Raw genomic sequence first — 15788 nt, 5'->3', positions numbered from 1 at the left:
CACAGGCAAAGAGTATGCTCTTTGCCTTGTATTGTGGGACGATTACATATCTAAGTTATATTCTGTAAATGCGATAATATCTGTACCTAACCAGACATTAATCTCCTTGATCCGTTTTTGCATTGATATCAATTCGTTTCTTACGAATACTTTACTAGCCTTTTTCACATCCCCAAATCCCCCGACATTATTTGGCATTATCCCCATCATCTGTGGCGGAACGCGATGTGCTGCCATCATGTCATCCCGGCTCACGTTCTTGATATTTAGAAACTCATCCTTCGCCGCAACTTCTGACAAAGGGATGATCTGAAGGCCGTCCTTTTTGCCGTTAGGCGAGTACATAAACAGGTTGCGGAAGTTACCCGGACCTTTGGCACTTTTCATTGCATTGCGGAGGTTGTTCACGTCCTCCTGGTTCTGCGCAGCATCGGTCATGTACATGATGAAGCCTGCATGACTACCGTTAATGTAATACTTGCGGCGGAACAGCGTGGCGGACTCATTGAGCAGGGCGGACGGAATGGCAGAAAGATAGCCGGGTAGGCCGTAGATCTCCTGGTTAATGTCCGGTTCCATCAGATGAAAAATGCTGCCTTTCGTGAACTGATACGGCTGGGTTGTCATACCATATTGCACAAACCAGTAGGTATCCAGGTCTAACCCGCGTCGGGTGTATTTTGCCAGAGCAGGCTCAAGGGCGATAACTTCACCGAAGCGGTTCGTGCGTTTCTCCAGGTAGGCGTTACCAAATACCAGATAGTCCTGCACAAAACGTGAAAAAGCCTGCTGGCTGAGCAGCGGGTGAGGGATGTAGGTACTGGTCAGAATGTTGCATTTTACTGCAATCGGTGAGCTGTGATGCACGGCAGCGCGGAAGGTTCGTGCCAGTCCGTCAAAGCTGACGGGCGGCTCATACCAGCGGTCCATCTGTACGCATTCCACATAGTCCAGCAGTTCACGGCGGTCCAGAACAGGAACGGGATCGCCAAAGCTGAATGCTTCGGCTGAAGTCTGGCTTTTATGCTTGAGCTGATTCGTCGCCGCAGCGCGGTTTTTCTTACTCTTTCCCATCAAAAAATCTCCACAATATTGCTGGTATTGGCGGATTCGCCCTGCAGCGGTTCGTTAAACAGTGCGTGCATCGTTGCCCAGGCCAGATCGGCGTGGCTGGCTTCTTCGCTGCGGCTGGCTTCATAGGTCGGGCGGTTGCCGCTGGCGGTGGTGGCGCGACGGATTGCCATGAATGACTGCGCAATGTCGGTGTGCCCGGCGTCAAACTCCAGACGGCGGTGGCTGATAATGTCGTAGGCCTTGAGTACCAGGGCGTTTTTAACATTGGGGTTGTAGACAAACTCCCGGACGGCAGGAAAGAACGCTTTCACGTTCTCATAAACCCCGTGACCAACGCCGGTTGAGTCGATACCGATATAGGTCACGTTGTACTGTTCGGTGAGTTTTTTGATGGCGTCAGCCTGGGCGCGGAAGTCCATCCCGCGCCACTGGTGACGCTCAAGAATGCGGAACTTACCACCCGGCACGGCTGGCGGAGCCACCACCACGCATCCGGCACTGTCGCCGTTCTGCGTACCTTTTGCCGGGTCATAACCGATCCACACTTCGCGCCAGCCAAACGGGCGCAGGGCCAGTGCATGAAAGTCAGTCCAGACTTCCCAGCTGTCCACCATGCACGCCTGCAGTTCGCTGAGCGGGAACACGGACGCGAGATCGTCCACGAACTCGCACATCAACAGGTTCTGGTATTCGTCCGGGCTGTACTCCATGCGTAGCTGGTCGAGGTCGAACAGGTTACAGCCGCCGCGCACCGCATCTTCCACGGTGACTATCTGGCGGTATTGCCCGTCTGCGCACAGCAGGCCGGGGGCCAGATTGCTGTGGGACAGGTCGATGTCCACCTTGTCAGCTTTGTTGCGTCCACGGTTGAACAGCGCACCGGACCAGAACGGATAAGCACTGTGGGTCAGGCTGGATGGCGTGGAAAAATAGGTTTGTCGCCATTTTTTGTGAATAGCCATCCCGGAAGCCACTTTGCGCAGCTCCTGGAATTTCGGTATCCAGAAATATTCATCCAGATACAGGTTGCCGTGATAACTCTGGGCCGTGCGGGCATTGGTGCCGAGGAAGTAAAGCGTGGCTCCGTTAGGAAGCACCATCGGATCGCCTTTTAGCTCCACCTCGACTTCTTTGGCGAAGTCGATGATGTATTGTTTAAAGACGTGGGCCTGAGCCTTACTGGCAGAAAGGAAAATCTGGTTACGTCCGGTAAGCAGGGCGTCAATCAGGGCTTCACGGGCAAAATAGAAGGTCGCGCCGATCTGGCGTGACTTCAGCAGGTTGCGGATGCGGTTGGTTTTTCCGGCTTCCCACCAGTGGCGCTGGTAGTTGAACATGGAGGAATGGAAGATTTCTTCCAGCTTCTCAATCTGCTCATCGGTGAAAACATTCTTTTCCGGCTGACGGCGTGGGCCTTTATTGCGGTTGGCGACGTTAGGGTTTAAGTCGGCTTCGTTGCCGCCATTGTTAAACTTGCCGATCCGCGCGTGGCGCTCAGACTGGCGCGCCAGCAGGTCAATCTCTTTGAAATCTTTCCCTTCTTTGTGCTCCTTCATAATGAGCTGGCAGTAGCGTGCGGCGGTGGTGAGCTGCATCTGATCCAGCGGCCCATAGTCACCCCACTTGTCGCGTTTTTTCCAGCTGTGAACGGTTGCAACTTTCTCGCCCAGCATTTCAGCAATGCGGGCTACGCGGTATCCCTGAAAGTACAGCAGCATGGCCTGCCGACGGGGATCGAGATCTGCGGGTGTCAGTGTGGTGTTCATGGCACAAACCTACAGCCTTGAATGACGGCTTTCCCCGCCTGCGGTTTGTGTGGTTGTCGGTACAAATACCGCGCATTGTTTCACTGCCCCCATCACCGCAACCATAAGGCTCCAGTAAGTTTTTTCTAACGGAGCACGGCTCATGACAGTGAAAGCAAAGCGTTTTCGCATCGGGGTGGAAGGTGCCACCACCGACGGACGCGAAATCCAGCGTGAATGGCTGGAACAGATGGCAGCCAGCTACAACCCGGCGGTGTATACCGCGCTGATTAACCTTGAGCACATCAAGTCTTATCTGCCGGACAGCACCTTTAACCGCTACGGCAAGGTGACGGCGCTGTTTGCTGAAGAAATCACGGAAGGTCCGCTGGCAGGCAAGATGGCGCTGTATGCCGACGTTGAGCCAACGGAGTCCCTGGTGGAACTGGTGAAAAAAGGCCAGAAATTATTCACCTCTATGGAAGTCAGCCCGAAGTTCGCTGATACGGGCAAAGCCTACCTGGTCGGCCTGGCTGCCACTGATGACCCTGCCAGTCTGGGCACTGAAATGCTGACATTCAGCGCCAGTGCAGCCCATAACCCGCTGGCAAACCGCAAGCAGAATCCCGCCAATCTTTTTACCGCTGCAGAGGAAACGGTGATCGAACTGGAAGAAATCCAGGATGACAAACCGTCCCTGTTTGCCCGTGTCACGGCGCTGTTCACCAAAAAAGAGCAGTCCGATGACGCCCGGTTCTCTGATGTGCATAAGGCCGTGGAGCTGGTCGCCACTGAGCAGCAGAACCTGAGTGCGCGCACCGAAAAATCCCTGTCTGAGCAGGAAGAACGTCTGTCTGAGCTGGAGACTGCCCTGCAGGCACAGCAGACCGCCTTTAACGAACTGGTGGACAAGCTGAGCCATGAAGACAGCCGCCAGGACTACCGCCAGCGTGCAACAGGCGGTAACGCCCCCGCTGACACTCTGACCAATTGCTGATGGAGCACAAAACCTGATGAAGAAGAATACCCGCTTTGCTTTTAACGCTTACCTGCAGCAACTGGCGCGTCTGAACGGTGTGGCAGTTGAAGAACTGTCCAGCAAGTTCACCGTAGAGCCGTCCGTGCAGCAGACATTGGAAGACCAGATCCAGCAGTCCGCCGCTTTCCTGACGCTGATTAACGTCACGCCAGTGACTGAGCAGTCCGGTCAGCTGCTGGGGTTGGGAGTTGGCAGCACCATTGCCGGAACCACTGACACCACCGCGAAAGAGCGTGAACCTGTCGATCCGACGCTGATGGTCGATGTGGAATATAAATGCGAGCAGACCAACTTTGACACGGTGCTGACCTACGCGAAGCTGGACCTGTGGGCGAAGTTTCAGGATTTCCAGGTGCGTATCCGTGACGCCATCGTGAAACGTCAGGCACTGGACCGCATCATGATCGGCTTTAACGGCGTGAAGCGTGCAAAAACCTCCAACCGTAGTGAAAACCCGCTGCTGCAGGATGTGAACAAAGGCTGGCTGCAGAAAATCCGTGAGGATGCACCGGATCACGTCATGGGCAGCACCACCACGGGCGGCGAAACCACACCGGGTGCGGTGAAAGTCGGGAAAGGTGGCGAATATGCCAACCTGGACGCTGTGGTGATGGATGCGGTCAATGAGCTTATCGACGTGGTCTACCAGGACGATGACGATCTGGTGGTGATTTGTGGTCGTGAACTGCTGTCTGACAAGTATTTCCCGCTGGTCAACAAAGAGCAGGAAAACAGTGAAAAACTGGCTGCCGACATGATCATCAGTCAGAAACGCATGGGTGGCCTGCAGGCCGTGCGTGCGCCGTTCTTCCCGCCGAATGCGCTGCTGATCACCCGTCTGGATAACCTGTCCATCTACTGGCAGGAAGACACCCGCCGTCGTTCAGTTATCGACAACCCGAAACGTGACCGGATTGAAAACTTTGAATCCGTTAACGAAGCCTATGTGGTTGAGGACTACCGCTGCGCCGCACTGGTGGAAAACATCCAGATTGGTGATTTCAGCGCCGCCGCAGCCGAAACCGGAGCGTAATCCATGAGCCTGAGTCCCGCACGGCAGCATCGCCTGCGCGTTCAGGCTGAACAGGCCGCCCGCGAGGGCGGCAGTGTTCGCCACGCATCGGGCTATGACCTGATGCTGCTGCAACTGGCGGAAGACCGCCGCCGTCTCAAGGGCGTTCAGTCCACGGTCAAAAAAGCGGAAATCAAGGTGGAGCTGCTGCCGAAGTACGCCGCCTGGGCAGAGGGTGTCCTGGCTGCCGGAGGCGCTCAACAGGATGACGTGCTGATGTACGTGATGCTGTGGCGCATTGATGCCGGAGATTATGCCGGAGCGCTGGAGATCGGGCGTCATGCCCTGCGTCATGGCTGGGTGATGCCGCTGGGTAACCGCAACGTGCAGACCGTGCTGGCAGAGGAAATGGCAGACGCCGCGCAGAGCGCAATGCTTGCCGCCACCGGCTTTGATGCCGATCTGTTGTTGCAGACGCTGGAGCTGACAGACGGTCTGGATATGCCGGACCAGTCACGGGCGCGTCTGCATAAAGCGATTGGCGCTGTCCTGAGTGAAAGCAATCCGGCTTCCGCCCTTAATCATCTCAACCATGCGTTACAGCTCGATCCCCGCTGTGGCGTGAAAAAAGACAAACAGCAGCTGGAGCGCAGACTGCGCAATGACAGCCGCTGACAGAACGTGCCCCCGCGCACGGGCGGCACGGGGTGGCGAAAGGCACCGCCACATCAAAACCCCGTCCACCGCCCTCTATTTCAGGAGAAAGCAGCATGAAGTTTGTTGCGCCAGAACAGGCACCGGAACAGGCGGAAATCATCAGAAATACGCCGTTCTGGCCTGATGTGGACCTGTCGGAGTTTCGCAGTGTCATGCGCACTGACGGCACGGTGACGCAGCCGCGTTTAAAGCAGGTTGCGCTGTCGGCAATTTCGGAGGTCAACGCAGAGCTGTATGAGTTTCGCAGACGCCAGCAGATGCTGGGATATTCCTCGCTGGCAGAGGTTCCGGCTGAACAGCTGGACGGCAAAAGTGAGTGCATTCATCACTATTTCAACGCGGTTTACTGCTGGGCACGCGCCATGCTCAACGAACGTTACCAGGACTATGACGCCACGGCATCCGGTGTGAAGCGGGGCGAGGAACTGGCGGAAGCAAGCGGTGATTTGTGGCGTGACGCCCGCTGGGCCATCAGCCGGGTGCAGGATGCGCCGCACTGCACAGTGGAGCTTATTTGATGAAAGTGCGTGCGTATCAGTATGACACGGTGGACGCGCTTTGCTGGCGTCATTACGGGCGCACGCAGGGTGTCACGGAGCAGGTACTGAAGGCAAATCCGGGGCTTGCCGAATACGGCCCCTTTTTACCTCACGGGCTGCTGGTGGAGCTGCCGGACATTCCGACCACCACCACCGTGCAGACCGTCCAGCTATGGGACTGAATTATGACGCTTGAGCGAATCAGCGCCTTTATCACGTATTGCATCGCCGTCGTGCTGGCCTGGCTGGGCGATTTGTCCATCAAGGATGCCTCAACGCTGGGCGGCCTGATGATTGGTGTGCTGATGCTGGCTATCAACTGGTACTACAAACACAAAGCCTACCAGCTTCTGCGCGACGGGCAGATCTCGCGGGAGGACTATGAATCCATCAATCGTTAAACGCTGCCTTGTCGGGGCCGTGCTGGCTATTGCTGCCACGCTGCCGGGTTTTCAGCAGCTTCACACCTCCGTGGAGGGGCTGAAACTGATTGCTGATTACGAAGGCTGTCGTCTGCAGCCGTATCAGTGCAGCGCGGGTGTCTGGACTGACGGCATTGGTAATACATCGGGCGTTATTCCCGGCAAAACAATCACGGAACGACAGGCAGCAGAAGGGCTGATCTCCAACGTGCTGCGTGTGGAGCGGGCACTGGAAAGGTGTGTGAAGCAACAGCCACCGCAGAAGGTGTATGACGCTGCGGTGTCGTTTGCCTTCAACGTGGGTACGGGCAATGCCTGCAGTTCCACGCTGGTGAAATTGCTCAATCAGCGGCGCTGGGCGGATGCGTGCCGACAGTTGCCGCGCTGGGTGTATGTAAAAGGTGTGTTTAATCAGGGGCTGGATAACCGCCGTGCGCGGGAGATGGCCTGGTGCTTACAGGGAGCAAACTGAAATGAAAAAGAAAGTAATTAGCGGGCTGTTTCTGATGTTATGGATAGCTCTGTTAATCGCCGCAATGGTGTATCCGCAGGGGATTTTTCCGGTACTGGCTGCATCTGGTGTCTGGGTAGCCTGTCTGCTGACATGGGCAGTAATTCCGGTATCACTGGCTGCGTTAATTAAGAACGGCCCGCTCTGGCAGGAGTTGAGGGCATCTTTGCTGAAGAAAATTACCCGAAAAGAAAACGTATTTATCAGCTGGATGATGCGATTGCTGATTGTCGTCAGTCTCGCCTGGACGGGGTGGGCTATTACCCTGGTCTTTTATCTGCTGACCGTTATTGCCTTCTGGATCACCCGTAATCAGATGGCGCAACAGGTAGCAGCATGAACCGGGTACTGCTGGTTGTGCTGGCGTTATTACTGGCGGCGCTGGGCTGGCAGACGTGGCGGCTGGCTGATGCCAGCCAGACCATCAGCACGCAGGCAGACGAGCTTCGGAGCAAAAGCCAGGCACTGGCAAAGAGCAACAGCCAGCTGATCAGCCTGTCCATTCTGGCTGAAACCAATAACCGGGAGCAGGCGCGGCTCTATGCCAAAGCAGAACAGACCAGCGCACTGCTGAGACAACGACAACGCCGGATCGAGGAACTGAAACGTGAGAACGAGGATTTACGCCGCTGGGCTGATACTCCTTTGCCTGCTGACATTATCCGGATGCGGGAACGCCCCACACTCACCGGAGGTGCAGCTTACCGTCAGTGGTTGTCCGCGAGTGACGCCGTGTCTGCTGGATCAGGCAACGCTGCGCACTAACGGTGATCTGAACGCGTTGCTGGATGAAACGGAGGCCGCCTGGGCGGTCTGTGCAGACAAAGTGGACATGATTATTGCGTGTCAGGAGCGAAACAGTGAACAAACCACAATCCCTGCGCCACGCCCTCAATAAAGCAGTGCCTTATGTCCGCAATAACCCGGACAAACTGCATCTGTTTGTGGATAACGGTTCGCTGGTTGCCACGGGGGCCAGCTCCATGTCATGGGAGTACCGCTACACCCTGAACGTGGTGATTGAGGATTTCAGCGGCGACCAGAATCTGCTGATGGCCCCGGTTTTGCTGTGGCTGCGTGATAACCAGCCCGATGCCATCAATAACCCGGCGTTACGGGAAAAGCTATTCACCTTTGAGGTGGATATTCTGCGCAACGATGTCTGTGATCTCAGCCTCAACCTGCAACTGACGGAGCGTGTGCTGGTCAGCACTGACGGCAGTGTGTCGAGCGTTGAAGCTATAGCGGAACCTGATGAACCTGAAGAATTGTGGACGGTGAAACGTGGCTGAACTGCAGAAAGTTGACGACTGGCTGAGTGCCTTGCTGGCGAATCTGGAGCCAGCCGCAAGAAGCCGCATGATGCGCCAGCTGGCGCAGGAACTACGCCGGACACAGCAGCAAAATATCAGAATGCAGCGCAATCCAGATGGCAGCAATTATGAACCGCGACGGGTAACAGCACGCAGTAAAAAAGGCCGTATCAAACGTCAGATGTTTGCAAAGCTGCGCACCACAAAATACCTGAAAACTGCCGCCAGCGCCGACTCTGCCAGCGTGCAGTTTGAAGGCAAGGTACAGCGCATTGCCCGTGTTCATCACTACGGCTTACGTGATCGCGTCAGCCGCAAAGGACCGGAGGTCCGTTACGCAGAGCGTCGCCTTCTGGGTGTAAATGATGATGTTGAGGCAATGACCCGCGACATGATTCTGCAATGGCTGGCGGGGTGATTTTTGTATCAGCACTGATACAAGTTGCAGCACTGCCGCCTTTCTTCCCCTGATGGCAACCTTTCCCTATGAACGCACAATTAACCGAAATCATGCGCCTTATCACCAACCTGATCCGCACTGGGGTAGTCACCGAAGTGGACAGGACAAACTGGCTTTGCCGGGTGAAAACGGGCGACCTTGAAACCAACTGGATCAGCTGGCTGACGCTGCGTGCCGGGAATACCCGGACATGGTGGCGACCATCGGAAGGTGAGCAGGTGGTGCTGCTGAGTATGGGCGGTAATCTGGAAACAGCTTTTGCGCTGCCCGCCATCTATTCGAATCAGTTCGCACCACCGTCGACGTCGGCGGACGCCTGCGTGACAGAACATCCTGATGGTGGCTGGTTTGAATATGAACCCGCCACCGGGCGCTGGTATGTCAGGGGCATCAAATCTATGGTCATTGAGGCCGTCGACAACATCACCCTGAAAACCAGTGAGTTTGTGCTGGAGGCTGACCGCACGCGTATTAACAGCGAAGTAGTGATCAATGGTGGCGTTACCCAGGGCGGCGGTGCAATGAGTTCTAACGGGATCGTGGTTGATGCGCATCAGCATACTGGCGTTCTGAAAGGCGGTGACACCACCGGAGGCCCGGTATGACGCTTTATAGCGGGATGAACAATACCAGCGGTAAGGCCATTACTGATATTGACCATCTGCGCCAGTCGGTGCGGGACATTCTGCTGACACCGCAGGGTAGCCGCATTGCCCGCCGGGAATATGGTTCCCTCCTGTCGGTTTTAATAGATCAGCCACAAAATCCGGCATTACGCCTGCAGGTCATGTCGGCAGTGTATGTGGCGCTGAGTCGCTGGGAGCCACGGCTGACGCTGGATTCCATCACCATCAACAGCAACTTTGACGGTTCTATGGTGGTGGAGCTGACCGGGCGGCGGAATAACGGTGTGCCTGTGTCCCTTTCCGTATCAACAGGAGCAGAGAATGGCAGTGATTGACCTTTCGCAGTTGCCTGCACCGCAGATTGTGGATGTGCCGGACTTTGAGACGCTGCTTGCCGAACGCAAGGCTGAATTTGTGGCGCTTCATCCTAAAGATGAACAGGAAGCCGTGATCCGCACGCTGGAACTGGAATCTGAACCCGTCACCAAATTGTTGCAAGAGAACGCTTACCGTGAGTTGCTTCTGCGCCAGCGCATTAACGAAGCCGCGCAGGCGGTGATGGTGGCTTACGCGATGGGCGGCGATCTTGACCAGCTCGCTGCCAACTACAACGTGAAACGCCTGACGGTGACGCCTGCTGATAATGACGCTGTGCCGCCCGTTGCTGCTGTGATGGAAAGTGATGAAGCGTTACGCCTGCGTGTGCCTGCAGCCTTTGAAGGGCTTTCAGTTGCGGGGCCAACTGCAGCTTATGAATTTCATGCCCGAAGCGCCGACGGTCGGGTGGCGGATGCCAGTGCAACCAGTCCGGCACCTGCAGAGGTGGTACTGACTGTCCTGAGCCGTGAAGGCGACGGAACTGCAGAAAAAGACTTGCTGGATGTGGTGGAGAAAGCCCTGAACAGTGAGAACGTCCGCCCGGTGGCTGACCGTCTGACGGTTCGCAGCGCAGAAATCATTCCGTATCGCGTGGAAGCCACCATTTTTCTCTATCCGGGACCGGAAGCAGAGCCGGTAATGGCAGCGGCAAAAGCCAGTCTGCAGAAGTACATTGCCAGCCAGACGAGGCTTGGTCGGGATATTCGCCGTAGCGCCATCTTTGCTGCTCTGCATGTTGAGGGTGTTCAACGTGTGGAACTGGCTTCTCCGCTGGCGGATGTGGTCCTGAACAAAACACAGGCGGCATCATGTACGCAGTGGAGCGTAACCAACGGAGGAACGGATGAATAGTCTGCTGCCACCGGGTTCAACTTCACTGGAGCGCCGACTGGCGCAAACCTGTAGCGGGATTTCTGATTTGCAGGTGCCGCTGCGTGACTTGTGGAATCCGGCTACCTGTCCGGTCAGTTTCCTGCCTTATCTCGCCTGGGCGTTCTCTGTGGATCGCTGGGACGAGGGCTGGACAGAAAGCGTCAAGCGCCAGGTGGTGAAGGATGCTTTTTATATTCATCAGCATAAAGGGACCACCAGTGCCGTGCGGCGGGTGGTGGAGCCGTTCGGCTTTCTGATCCGCATTATTGAGTGGTGGCAGACCGGAGAAACACCCGGCACGTTTCGCCTGGATATCGGCGTGCAGGACCAGGGCATCACTGAAGATACCTATCAGGAACTTGAGAGGCTGATAAGCGATGCCAAACCATGTAGCCGTCACATGATCGGCATGTCCATCAATCTACAGACCAGCGGCCCGTATTGGTTGGGGGCAGCCAGCTATCTTGGTGAAGAAATCACGATCTTTCCGTATATCAACGAAACAATTATTTCCGGCGGCACCGCGCATGAAGGCGGGGCGGTCCATGTTATTGACACAATGAGAGTGAATCCATGAGCACAAAATTTTATACCCTGCTGACGGATATTGGCGCGGCGAAACTTGCCAGCGCCGCCGCGCTCGGTGTGCCTTTAAAAATTACCCATATGGCGGTCGGCGATGGCGGCGGAACATTACCAACGCCGGACGCAAAGCAGACAGCACTGGTAAATGAGAAACGCCGGGCTGCGCTGAATATGCTCTATATCGACCCGCAGAACAGCAGCCAGATTATTGCTGAACAGGTGATCCCTGAAAACGAGGGCGGTTGGTGGATACGTGAAGTGGGCCTGTTTGATGAGTCCGGAGCATTGATTGCCGTGGGCAACTGCCCGGAAAGCTATAAGCCGCAACTGGCTGAAGGCAGCGGGCGTACCCAGACCGTGCGTATGGTGTTGATTACCAGCAGCACGGACAATATCACCCTGAAAATCGACCCTGCCGTAGTGCTGGCAACCCGCAAGTATGTGGATGACAAAATATCAGAGCACGAACAGTCACGACGTCACCCGGACGCCTCGCTGACCGCAAAAGGTTTTACTCAGTTAAGCAGTGCGACCAACAGTGAATCCGAAATACTGGCCGCAACACCGAAGGCTGTGAAGGCTGCATATGATCTTGCAGCAGGTAAAGCATCCGCCAGTCACACACACCCGTGGAATCAGATAACGGATGTGCCTGCAGCTTCACTGACGGTAAAAGGCACCGTGCAACTCAGCAGCGCCACTAACAGCACGTCAGAAACGCAGGCTGCCACACCAAAGGCAGTGAAGGCGGCATATGACCTTGCAGCAGGTAAGGCACCTGTCAGTCACACGCACCCGTGGAGCCAGATAACGGATGTGCCTGCAGCTTCACTGACGGTAAAAGGCACCGTGCAACTCAGCAGCGCCACTAACAGCACGTCAGAAACGCAGGCTGCCACACCAAAGGCAGTGAAGGCGGCATATGACCTTGCAGCAGGTAAGGCACCTGTCAGTCACACGCACCCGTGGAGCCAGATAACGGATGTGCCTGCAGCTTCACTGACGGTAAAAGGTACCGTGCAACTCAGCAGCGCCACTAACAGCACGTCAGAAACGCAGGCTGCCACACCAAAAGCTGTGAAGGCTGTATATGACCTTGCCAATGGAAAACAACCTGCCGACGCCACACTGACCGCACTGGCAGGCCTTGCCACTGCGGCAGACAAACTGCCGTATTTTACGGGGAATGATACAGCCAGCCTGACAACCCTGACTAACGTTGGACGGAATATTCTGGATAAAGCAAGCACACAGGCGGTTATTCAATATCTTGGTCTGAGCGATGCAAGTGGATACGTTGGACGCTGGGTGAATACCCGGGTTTTCACGTCATCAGGTACGTACACCCCGACGCCAGGAACAAAACGGATCAGGGTCACAATAACGGGCGGCGGTGGCGGAGGGGGCGGCTGCAAGGCTATATCCAATAATGAAACGTTTTTCGGTGCTGGCGGTGGGGCCGGTGGAACAATAATTTCAATAATGACCCCGACACAGAATAGTTATCCAGTCACTATCGGCGCAGGTGGGGCCGGTGGTGTTAGTGCGACGAACGGCACCAGGGGCGGGAATAGCGTATTCGCATCGTTAATTGCTCCTGGTGGCGCAGGCGGCGGAAAGTCAGGAGTCACAAACACAAACGGTGGTAACGGAGGTGTGCCGAGTACTGGCGATATAAACATCATTGGTGGATGTGGAGGCGACGGTCAGTCCGGAAATATCGGCGTCAGCGGTGAAGGCGGAACATCGTACTGGGGTGGCGGTGGACGCGCAGGCGCTGGCGGTGGTGTTAGCGGCAAGGCATATGGTTCAGGTGGCGGTGGTGCATACGATGCCGGTTATAGCGGAACCAGTATGACGGGCGGGAAAGGCGCTGCAGGGATTTGTATTATCGAGGAGTTTGCATAATGAATGCGTCATATGCAGTTATTGAAAATGGGATGGTTGTGAATGTCATTGTCTGGGATGGCGAGGCTGAATTCACAGTGCCGGATGTTCAGCAGCTCATTGATATTTCTGATATCAGTGAGCAGCCCGGAATCGGCTGGGTTTATTCAGACGGGGGATTTACTGCACCACCCACTCAGGAACGTTCTCATGATGAACTGGTAGCTGACGCTGAACAGAAAAAACAGTCGCTGTTAGACGCAGCAATGGCCAATATCAGCGTGATTCAGTTAAAGCTGCAGGCCGGGCGCAAACTGACGCAAGAGGAAACTACCCGACTTAACGTTGTGCTGGATTATATCGAGGCTGTGACGGCAACAGATACCAGCACCGCACCTGATATTATTTGGCCTGTTTTCCCTGCAAGCAGATAAATACCGTCATTTTGTGTGAATAACGGTACAACTGCGCTTAGCTGCTTGTCAGACACAATCACTTCAACATAGGGCGAAGCCTAATCCAATCAGGAGGTTCGCCACTATGGCTCAGGATTACCACCACGGAGTGCGTGTTGTTGAAGTCAACGAAGGCACTCGATCCATTACTACGGTGAGCACCGCCATCGTGGGCATGGTCTGCACGGGCGATGATGCCGATGCAAAAATGTTCCCTCTTAATAAACCCGTGCTGATCACTGATGTGCTTACTGCCAGCGGTAAAGCGGGTGAGTCAGGTACGCTGGCCCGTTCGCTGGATGCCATCGCTGACCAGGCAAAACCCGTGACCGTTGTTGTGCGTGTGCCGCAGGGTGAAACGGAAGAAGAAACCACGACCAATATCATCGGCGCAGTGACTGCTGAAGGTAAAAAAACTGGTATGAAAGCCCTGTTATCTGCCCAGTCACAGCTCGGTGTTAAACCGCGCATTCTCGGCGTGCCGGGGCACGATAACAAAGCCGTTGCTACTGAGTTGCTGGGCGTGGCGCAAAGCCTGCGTGGGTTTGCTTACCTGTCAGCGTATGGCTGCAAGACGGTGCAGGAAGCAATCACTTACCGTAAAAACTTCAGCCAGCGTGAAGGGATGCTGATCTGGCCCGACTTTACTGGCTGGGACACGGTGCTGAATGCCGAAGCAACGGCATATGCCACCGCCCGTGCGCTTGGTCTGCGCGCCAAAATTGATGAGCAGACCGGATGGCACAAAAGCCTGTCCAACGTGGGCGTGAACGGTGTCACCGGAATTTCTGCTGATGTATTCTGGGATCTGCAGGACCCGGCAACTGATGCGGGACTGCTTAACCAGAACGATGTTACCACACTTATCCGCAAAGACGGCTTTCGCTTCTGGGGTTCCCGCTGTCTGAGTGATGACCCACTCTTTGCCTTTGAAAACTACACCCGCACGGCGCAGGTGCTGATGGACACGATGGCAGAAGCGCCAATGTGGGCGGTCGACAAACCGCTGAATCCGTCGCTGGCCCGCGACATTATCGAAGGTATCCGCGCCAAAATGCGCAGCCTGATCAGTCAGGGCTATCTCATTGGTGGCGATTGCTGGCTGGATGAGTCGGTGAACGACAAAGACACTCTGAAAGCTGGAAAACTCACCATCGACTACGACTACACACCAGTGCCGCCACTTGAAAACCTGATGCTGCGTCAGCGCATCACCGATCAGTACCTGGTGAATTTCGCCAGCCAGGTCAGCGCGTAAGGGGACAACATGGCTTTACCACGCAAATTAAAACACCTGAACCTGTTTAACGACGGGAACAACTGGCAGGGGATCGTTGAGTCGCTGACGCTGCCGAAATTCACCCGCAAATATGAGAAGTATCGCGGCGGCGGAATGCCGGGAGCAGTGGATGTGGATCTGGGGCTTGATGACAGTGCGCTGGACACAGAATTTTCCATTGGTGGTACTGAACTGCTGCTGTTTAAGCAGATGGGCAAAGCCACGGTGGATGGCATCCAGTTGCGCTTTACCGGCTCTATCCAGCGTGATGATACCGGGGAAGTGCAGGCCGTGGAGCTTGTGGTGCGTGGACGTCACAAAGAAGTGGATTCCGGCGAGTGGAAGACGGGCGAAAGCAACACCACCAAAGTGACCAGTACCAACAGCTACGCGAAGCTGACTATCAATGGTGAGGTGCTCTATGAAGTGGACCTTATCAACATGGTGGAAATTGTGGACGGTGTGGACCTGATGGAAGCGCACCGCAACGCCCTCGGCCTCTGATGTATCTGAACGGCGCGGAATGCCGCGCCAGAACCTAATTTACAGGACAGCAAAATGAGCGATAAGCAGACTGAAAAGACCATTCAACTGGATACCCCCATCATGCGTGGTAAAACTGAAATCACCGAAATTGTGCTGCGTAAACCGCAGTCCGGTGCGCTGCGCGGTACACGCCTGCAGGCCATTATGGATATGGATGTGAACGCGATGATGACCGTGATCCCCCGCATCTCCAGCCCGGCGCTGACTGCACAGGAAATTGCAGAGATGGACCCGGCAGATCTCACTGCCATGTCGGTTGAGGTTGTCACTTTTTTGTTGAAGAAGTCGGTGCTTGCCGGTTTACCGACAGCCTGACGGTTGATGATC

Annotated in this window: 23 protein-coding genes; 21 read left to right on the top strand and 2 right to left on the bottom strand. The window is 55.4% G+C overall.

The window, feature by feature from the left end; genetic code table 11:
- Positions 1 to 42: 42 nt before the first annotated feature.
- Together HGD79_RS07380 and HGD79_RS07375 are read right to left on the bottom strand one after the other, a co-directional pair.
- Positions 43 to 1074, bottom strand: a complete 1032-nt coding sequence (locus HGD79_RS07380) for a phage portal protein (protein WP_168848345.1) — start codon at positions 1072 to 1074, stop codon at positions 43 to 45.
- Positions 1074 to 2840 (bottom strand): terminase ATPase subunit family protein, encoded by a 1767-nt coding sequence (locus HGD79_RS07375; RefSeq protein ID WP_001098431.1) that lies wholly within the window; start codon positions 2838 to 2840, stop codon positions 1074 to 1076. The genes HGD79_RS07380 and HGD79_RS07375 overlap by 1 nt, the downstream gene beginning before the upstream one ends.
- 142 nt (positions 2841 to 2982) lie before the next feature.
- On the opposite strand from HGD79_RS07375, the gene HGD79_RS07370 reads away from it, so the two are divergent.
- The 21 genes from HGD79_RS07370 (at position 2983) to HGD79_RS07275 (ending at position 15776) form a co-directional block, all read left to right on the top strand.
- The gene (locus HGD79_RS07370) at positions 2983 to 3816 is read left to right on the top strand and encodes a GPO family capsid scaffolding protein (protein WP_000216237.1); all 834 of its coding nucleotides are present in this window, start codon (positions 2983 to 2985) and stop codon (positions 3814 to 3816) included.
- A 16-nt stretch (positions 3817 to 3832) separates the two neighbouring features.
- Positions 3833 to 4891, top strand: a complete 1059-nt coding sequence (locus tag HGD79_RS07365) for a phage major capsid protein, P2 family (protein ID WP_000742511.1) — start codon at positions 3833 to 3835, stop codon at positions 4889 to 4891.
- Between the two features lie 3 nt (positions 4892 to 4894).
- Entirely contained in the window at positions 4895 to 5545 is a 651-nt protein-coding gene (locus tag HGD79_RS07360; protein WP_000059191.1) for a terminase endonuclease subunit, read from the top strand.
- Positions 5546 to 5640: 95 nt separating this feature from the next.
- Positions 5641 to 6105, top strand: a complete 465-nt coding sequence (locus tag HGD79_RS07355; RefSeq protein ID WP_029364121.1) for a head completion/stabilization protein — start codon at positions 5641 to 5643, stop codon at positions 6103 to 6105.
- The gene (locus HGD79_RS07350; RefSeq protein WP_029364122.1) at positions 6105 to 6308 is read left to right on the top strand and encodes a tail protein X; all 204 of its coding nucleotides are present in this window, start codon (positions 6105 to 6107) and stop codon (positions 6306 to 6308) included. Before HGD79_RS07355 ends, HGD79_RS07350 begins: the two co-directional genes overlap by 1 nt.
- A 3-nt stretch (positions 6309 to 6311) precedes the next feature.
- Positions 6312 to 6527, top strand: coding sequence for an HP1 family phage holin (locus tag HGD79_RS07345; protein ID WP_000171568.1), 216 nt, complete (start codon positions 6312 to 6314; stop codon positions 6525 to 6527).
- Positions 6508 to 7020: a lysozyme gene (locus HGD79_RS07340; RefSeq protein WP_001069905.1), complete on the top strand. Its 513-nt coding sequence runs from the start codon at positions 6508 to 6510 to the stop codon at positions 7018 to 7020. Before HGD79_RS07345 ends, HGD79_RS07340 begins: the two co-directional genes overlap by 20 nt.
- Position 7021: 1 nt before the next feature.
- Positions 7022 to 7399 carry a DNZ54_00345 family protein gene (locus tag HGD79_RS07335; RefSeq protein WP_038999994.1) on the top strand — a complete coding sequence of 126 codons (378 nt, stop codon included), beginning with the start codon at positions 7022 to 7024 and terminating at the stop codon, positions 7397 to 7399.
- A complete protein-coding gene (gene lysB / locus HGD79_RS07330) occupies positions 7396 to 7824 on the top strand; it encodes an Rz-like lysis system protein LysB (RefSeq protein ID WP_032200198.1) in 429 nt (142 codons plus the stop codon). The genes HGD79_RS07335 and lysB overlap by 4 nt, the downstream gene beginning before the upstream one ends.
- Positions 7709 to 7957, top strand: coding sequence for an Rz1-like lysis system protein LysC (gene lysC, locus HGD79_RS26565; protein ID WP_223951628.1), 249 nt, complete (start codon positions 7709 to 7711; stop codon positions 7955 to 7957). Before lysB ends, lysC begins: the two co-directional genes overlap by 116 nt.
- A complete protein-coding gene (locus HGD79_RS07325) occupies positions 7920 to 8351 on the top strand; it encodes a phage tail protein (protein ID WP_097565924.1) in 432 nt (143 codons plus the stop codon). The genes lysC and HGD79_RS07325 overlap by 38 nt, the downstream gene beginning before the upstream one ends.
- Complete coding sequence (locus tag HGD79_RS07320; protein WP_032200200.1) at positions 8344 to 8790, top strand: phage virion morphogenesis protein; 447 nt, start codon at positions 8344 to 8346, stop codon at positions 8788 to 8790. The genes HGD79_RS07325 and HGD79_RS07320 overlap by 8 nt, the downstream gene beginning before the upstream one ends.
- Positions 8791 to 8858: 68 nt before the next feature.
- The gene (locus HGD79_RS07315) at positions 8859 to 9437 is read left to right on the top strand and encodes a phage baseplate assembly protein V (RefSeq protein WP_097565925.1); all 579 of its coding nucleotides are present in this window, start codon (positions 8859 to 8861) and stop codon (positions 9435 to 9437) included.
- Complete coding sequence (locus HGD79_RS07310; protein WP_038999997.1) at positions 9434 to 9793, top strand: GPW/gp25 family protein; 360 nt, start codon at positions 9434 to 9436, stop codon at positions 9791 to 9793. The genes HGD79_RS07315 and HGD79_RS07310 overlap by 4 nt, the downstream gene beginning before the upstream one ends.
- Positions 9780 to 10688: a baseplate assembly protein gene (locus tag HGD79_RS07305; protein WP_000268294.1), complete on the top strand. Its 909-nt coding sequence runs from the start codon at positions 9780 to 9782 to the stop codon at positions 10686 to 10688. Before HGD79_RS07310 ends, HGD79_RS07305 begins: the two co-directional genes overlap by 14 nt.
- On the top strand, positions 10681 to 11286 hold the full coding sequence (locus HGD79_RS07300; protein WP_072664297.1) for a phage tail protein I: 606 nt from the start codon (positions 10681 to 10683) through the stop codon (positions 11284 to 11286). Before HGD79_RS07305 ends, HGD79_RS07300 begins: the two co-directional genes overlap by 8 nt.
- Positions 11283 to 13202 carry a tail fiber protein gene (locus HGD79_RS07295; protein ID WP_168848344.1) on the top strand — a complete coding sequence of 640 codons (1920 nt, stop codon included), beginning with the start codon at positions 11283 to 11285 and terminating at the stop codon, positions 13200 to 13202. The genes HGD79_RS07300 and HGD79_RS07295 overlap by 4 nt, the downstream gene beginning before the upstream one ends.
- Positions 13202 to 13615 (top strand): tail fiber assembly protein, encoded by a 414-nt coding sequence (locus HGD79_RS07290; protein ID WP_039000732.1) that lies wholly within the window; start codon positions 13202 to 13204, stop codon positions 13613 to 13615. The genes HGD79_RS07295 and HGD79_RS07290 overlap by 1 nt, the downstream gene beginning before the upstream one ends.
- 106 nt (positions 13616 to 13721) lie before the next feature.
- Positions 13722 to 14894 carry a phage tail sheath protein gene (locus HGD79_RS07285; RefSeq protein ID WP_000046131.1) on the top strand — a complete coding sequence of 391 codons (1173 nt, stop codon included), beginning with the start codon at positions 13722 to 13724 and terminating at the stop codon, positions 14892 to 14894.
- A 9-nt stretch (positions 14895 to 14903) separates the two neighbouring features.
- Positions 14904 to 15419 carry a phage major tail tube protein gene (locus tag HGD79_RS07280; RefSeq protein WP_001207660.1) on the top strand — a complete coding sequence of 172 codons (516 nt, stop codon included), beginning with the start codon at positions 14904 to 14906 and terminating at the stop codon, positions 15417 to 15419.
- A 54-nt stretch (positions 15420 to 15473) separates the two neighbouring features.
- Entirely contained in the window at positions 15474 to 15776 is a 303-nt protein-coding gene (locus HGD79_RS07275) for a phage tail assembly protein (protein ID WP_001281016.1), read from the top strand.
- The last annotated feature ends 12 nt before the right edge of the window (positions 15777 to 15788 follow it).

The sequence above is a fragment of the Escherichia sp. SCLE84 genome (assembly GCF_012584495.1).
Classification (GTDB): Bacteria; Pseudomonadota; Gammaproteobacteria; order Enterobacterales; family Enterobacteriaceae; genus ECMA0423.
This window is presented reverse-complemented; position numbering and strand designations above follow the sequence as displayed.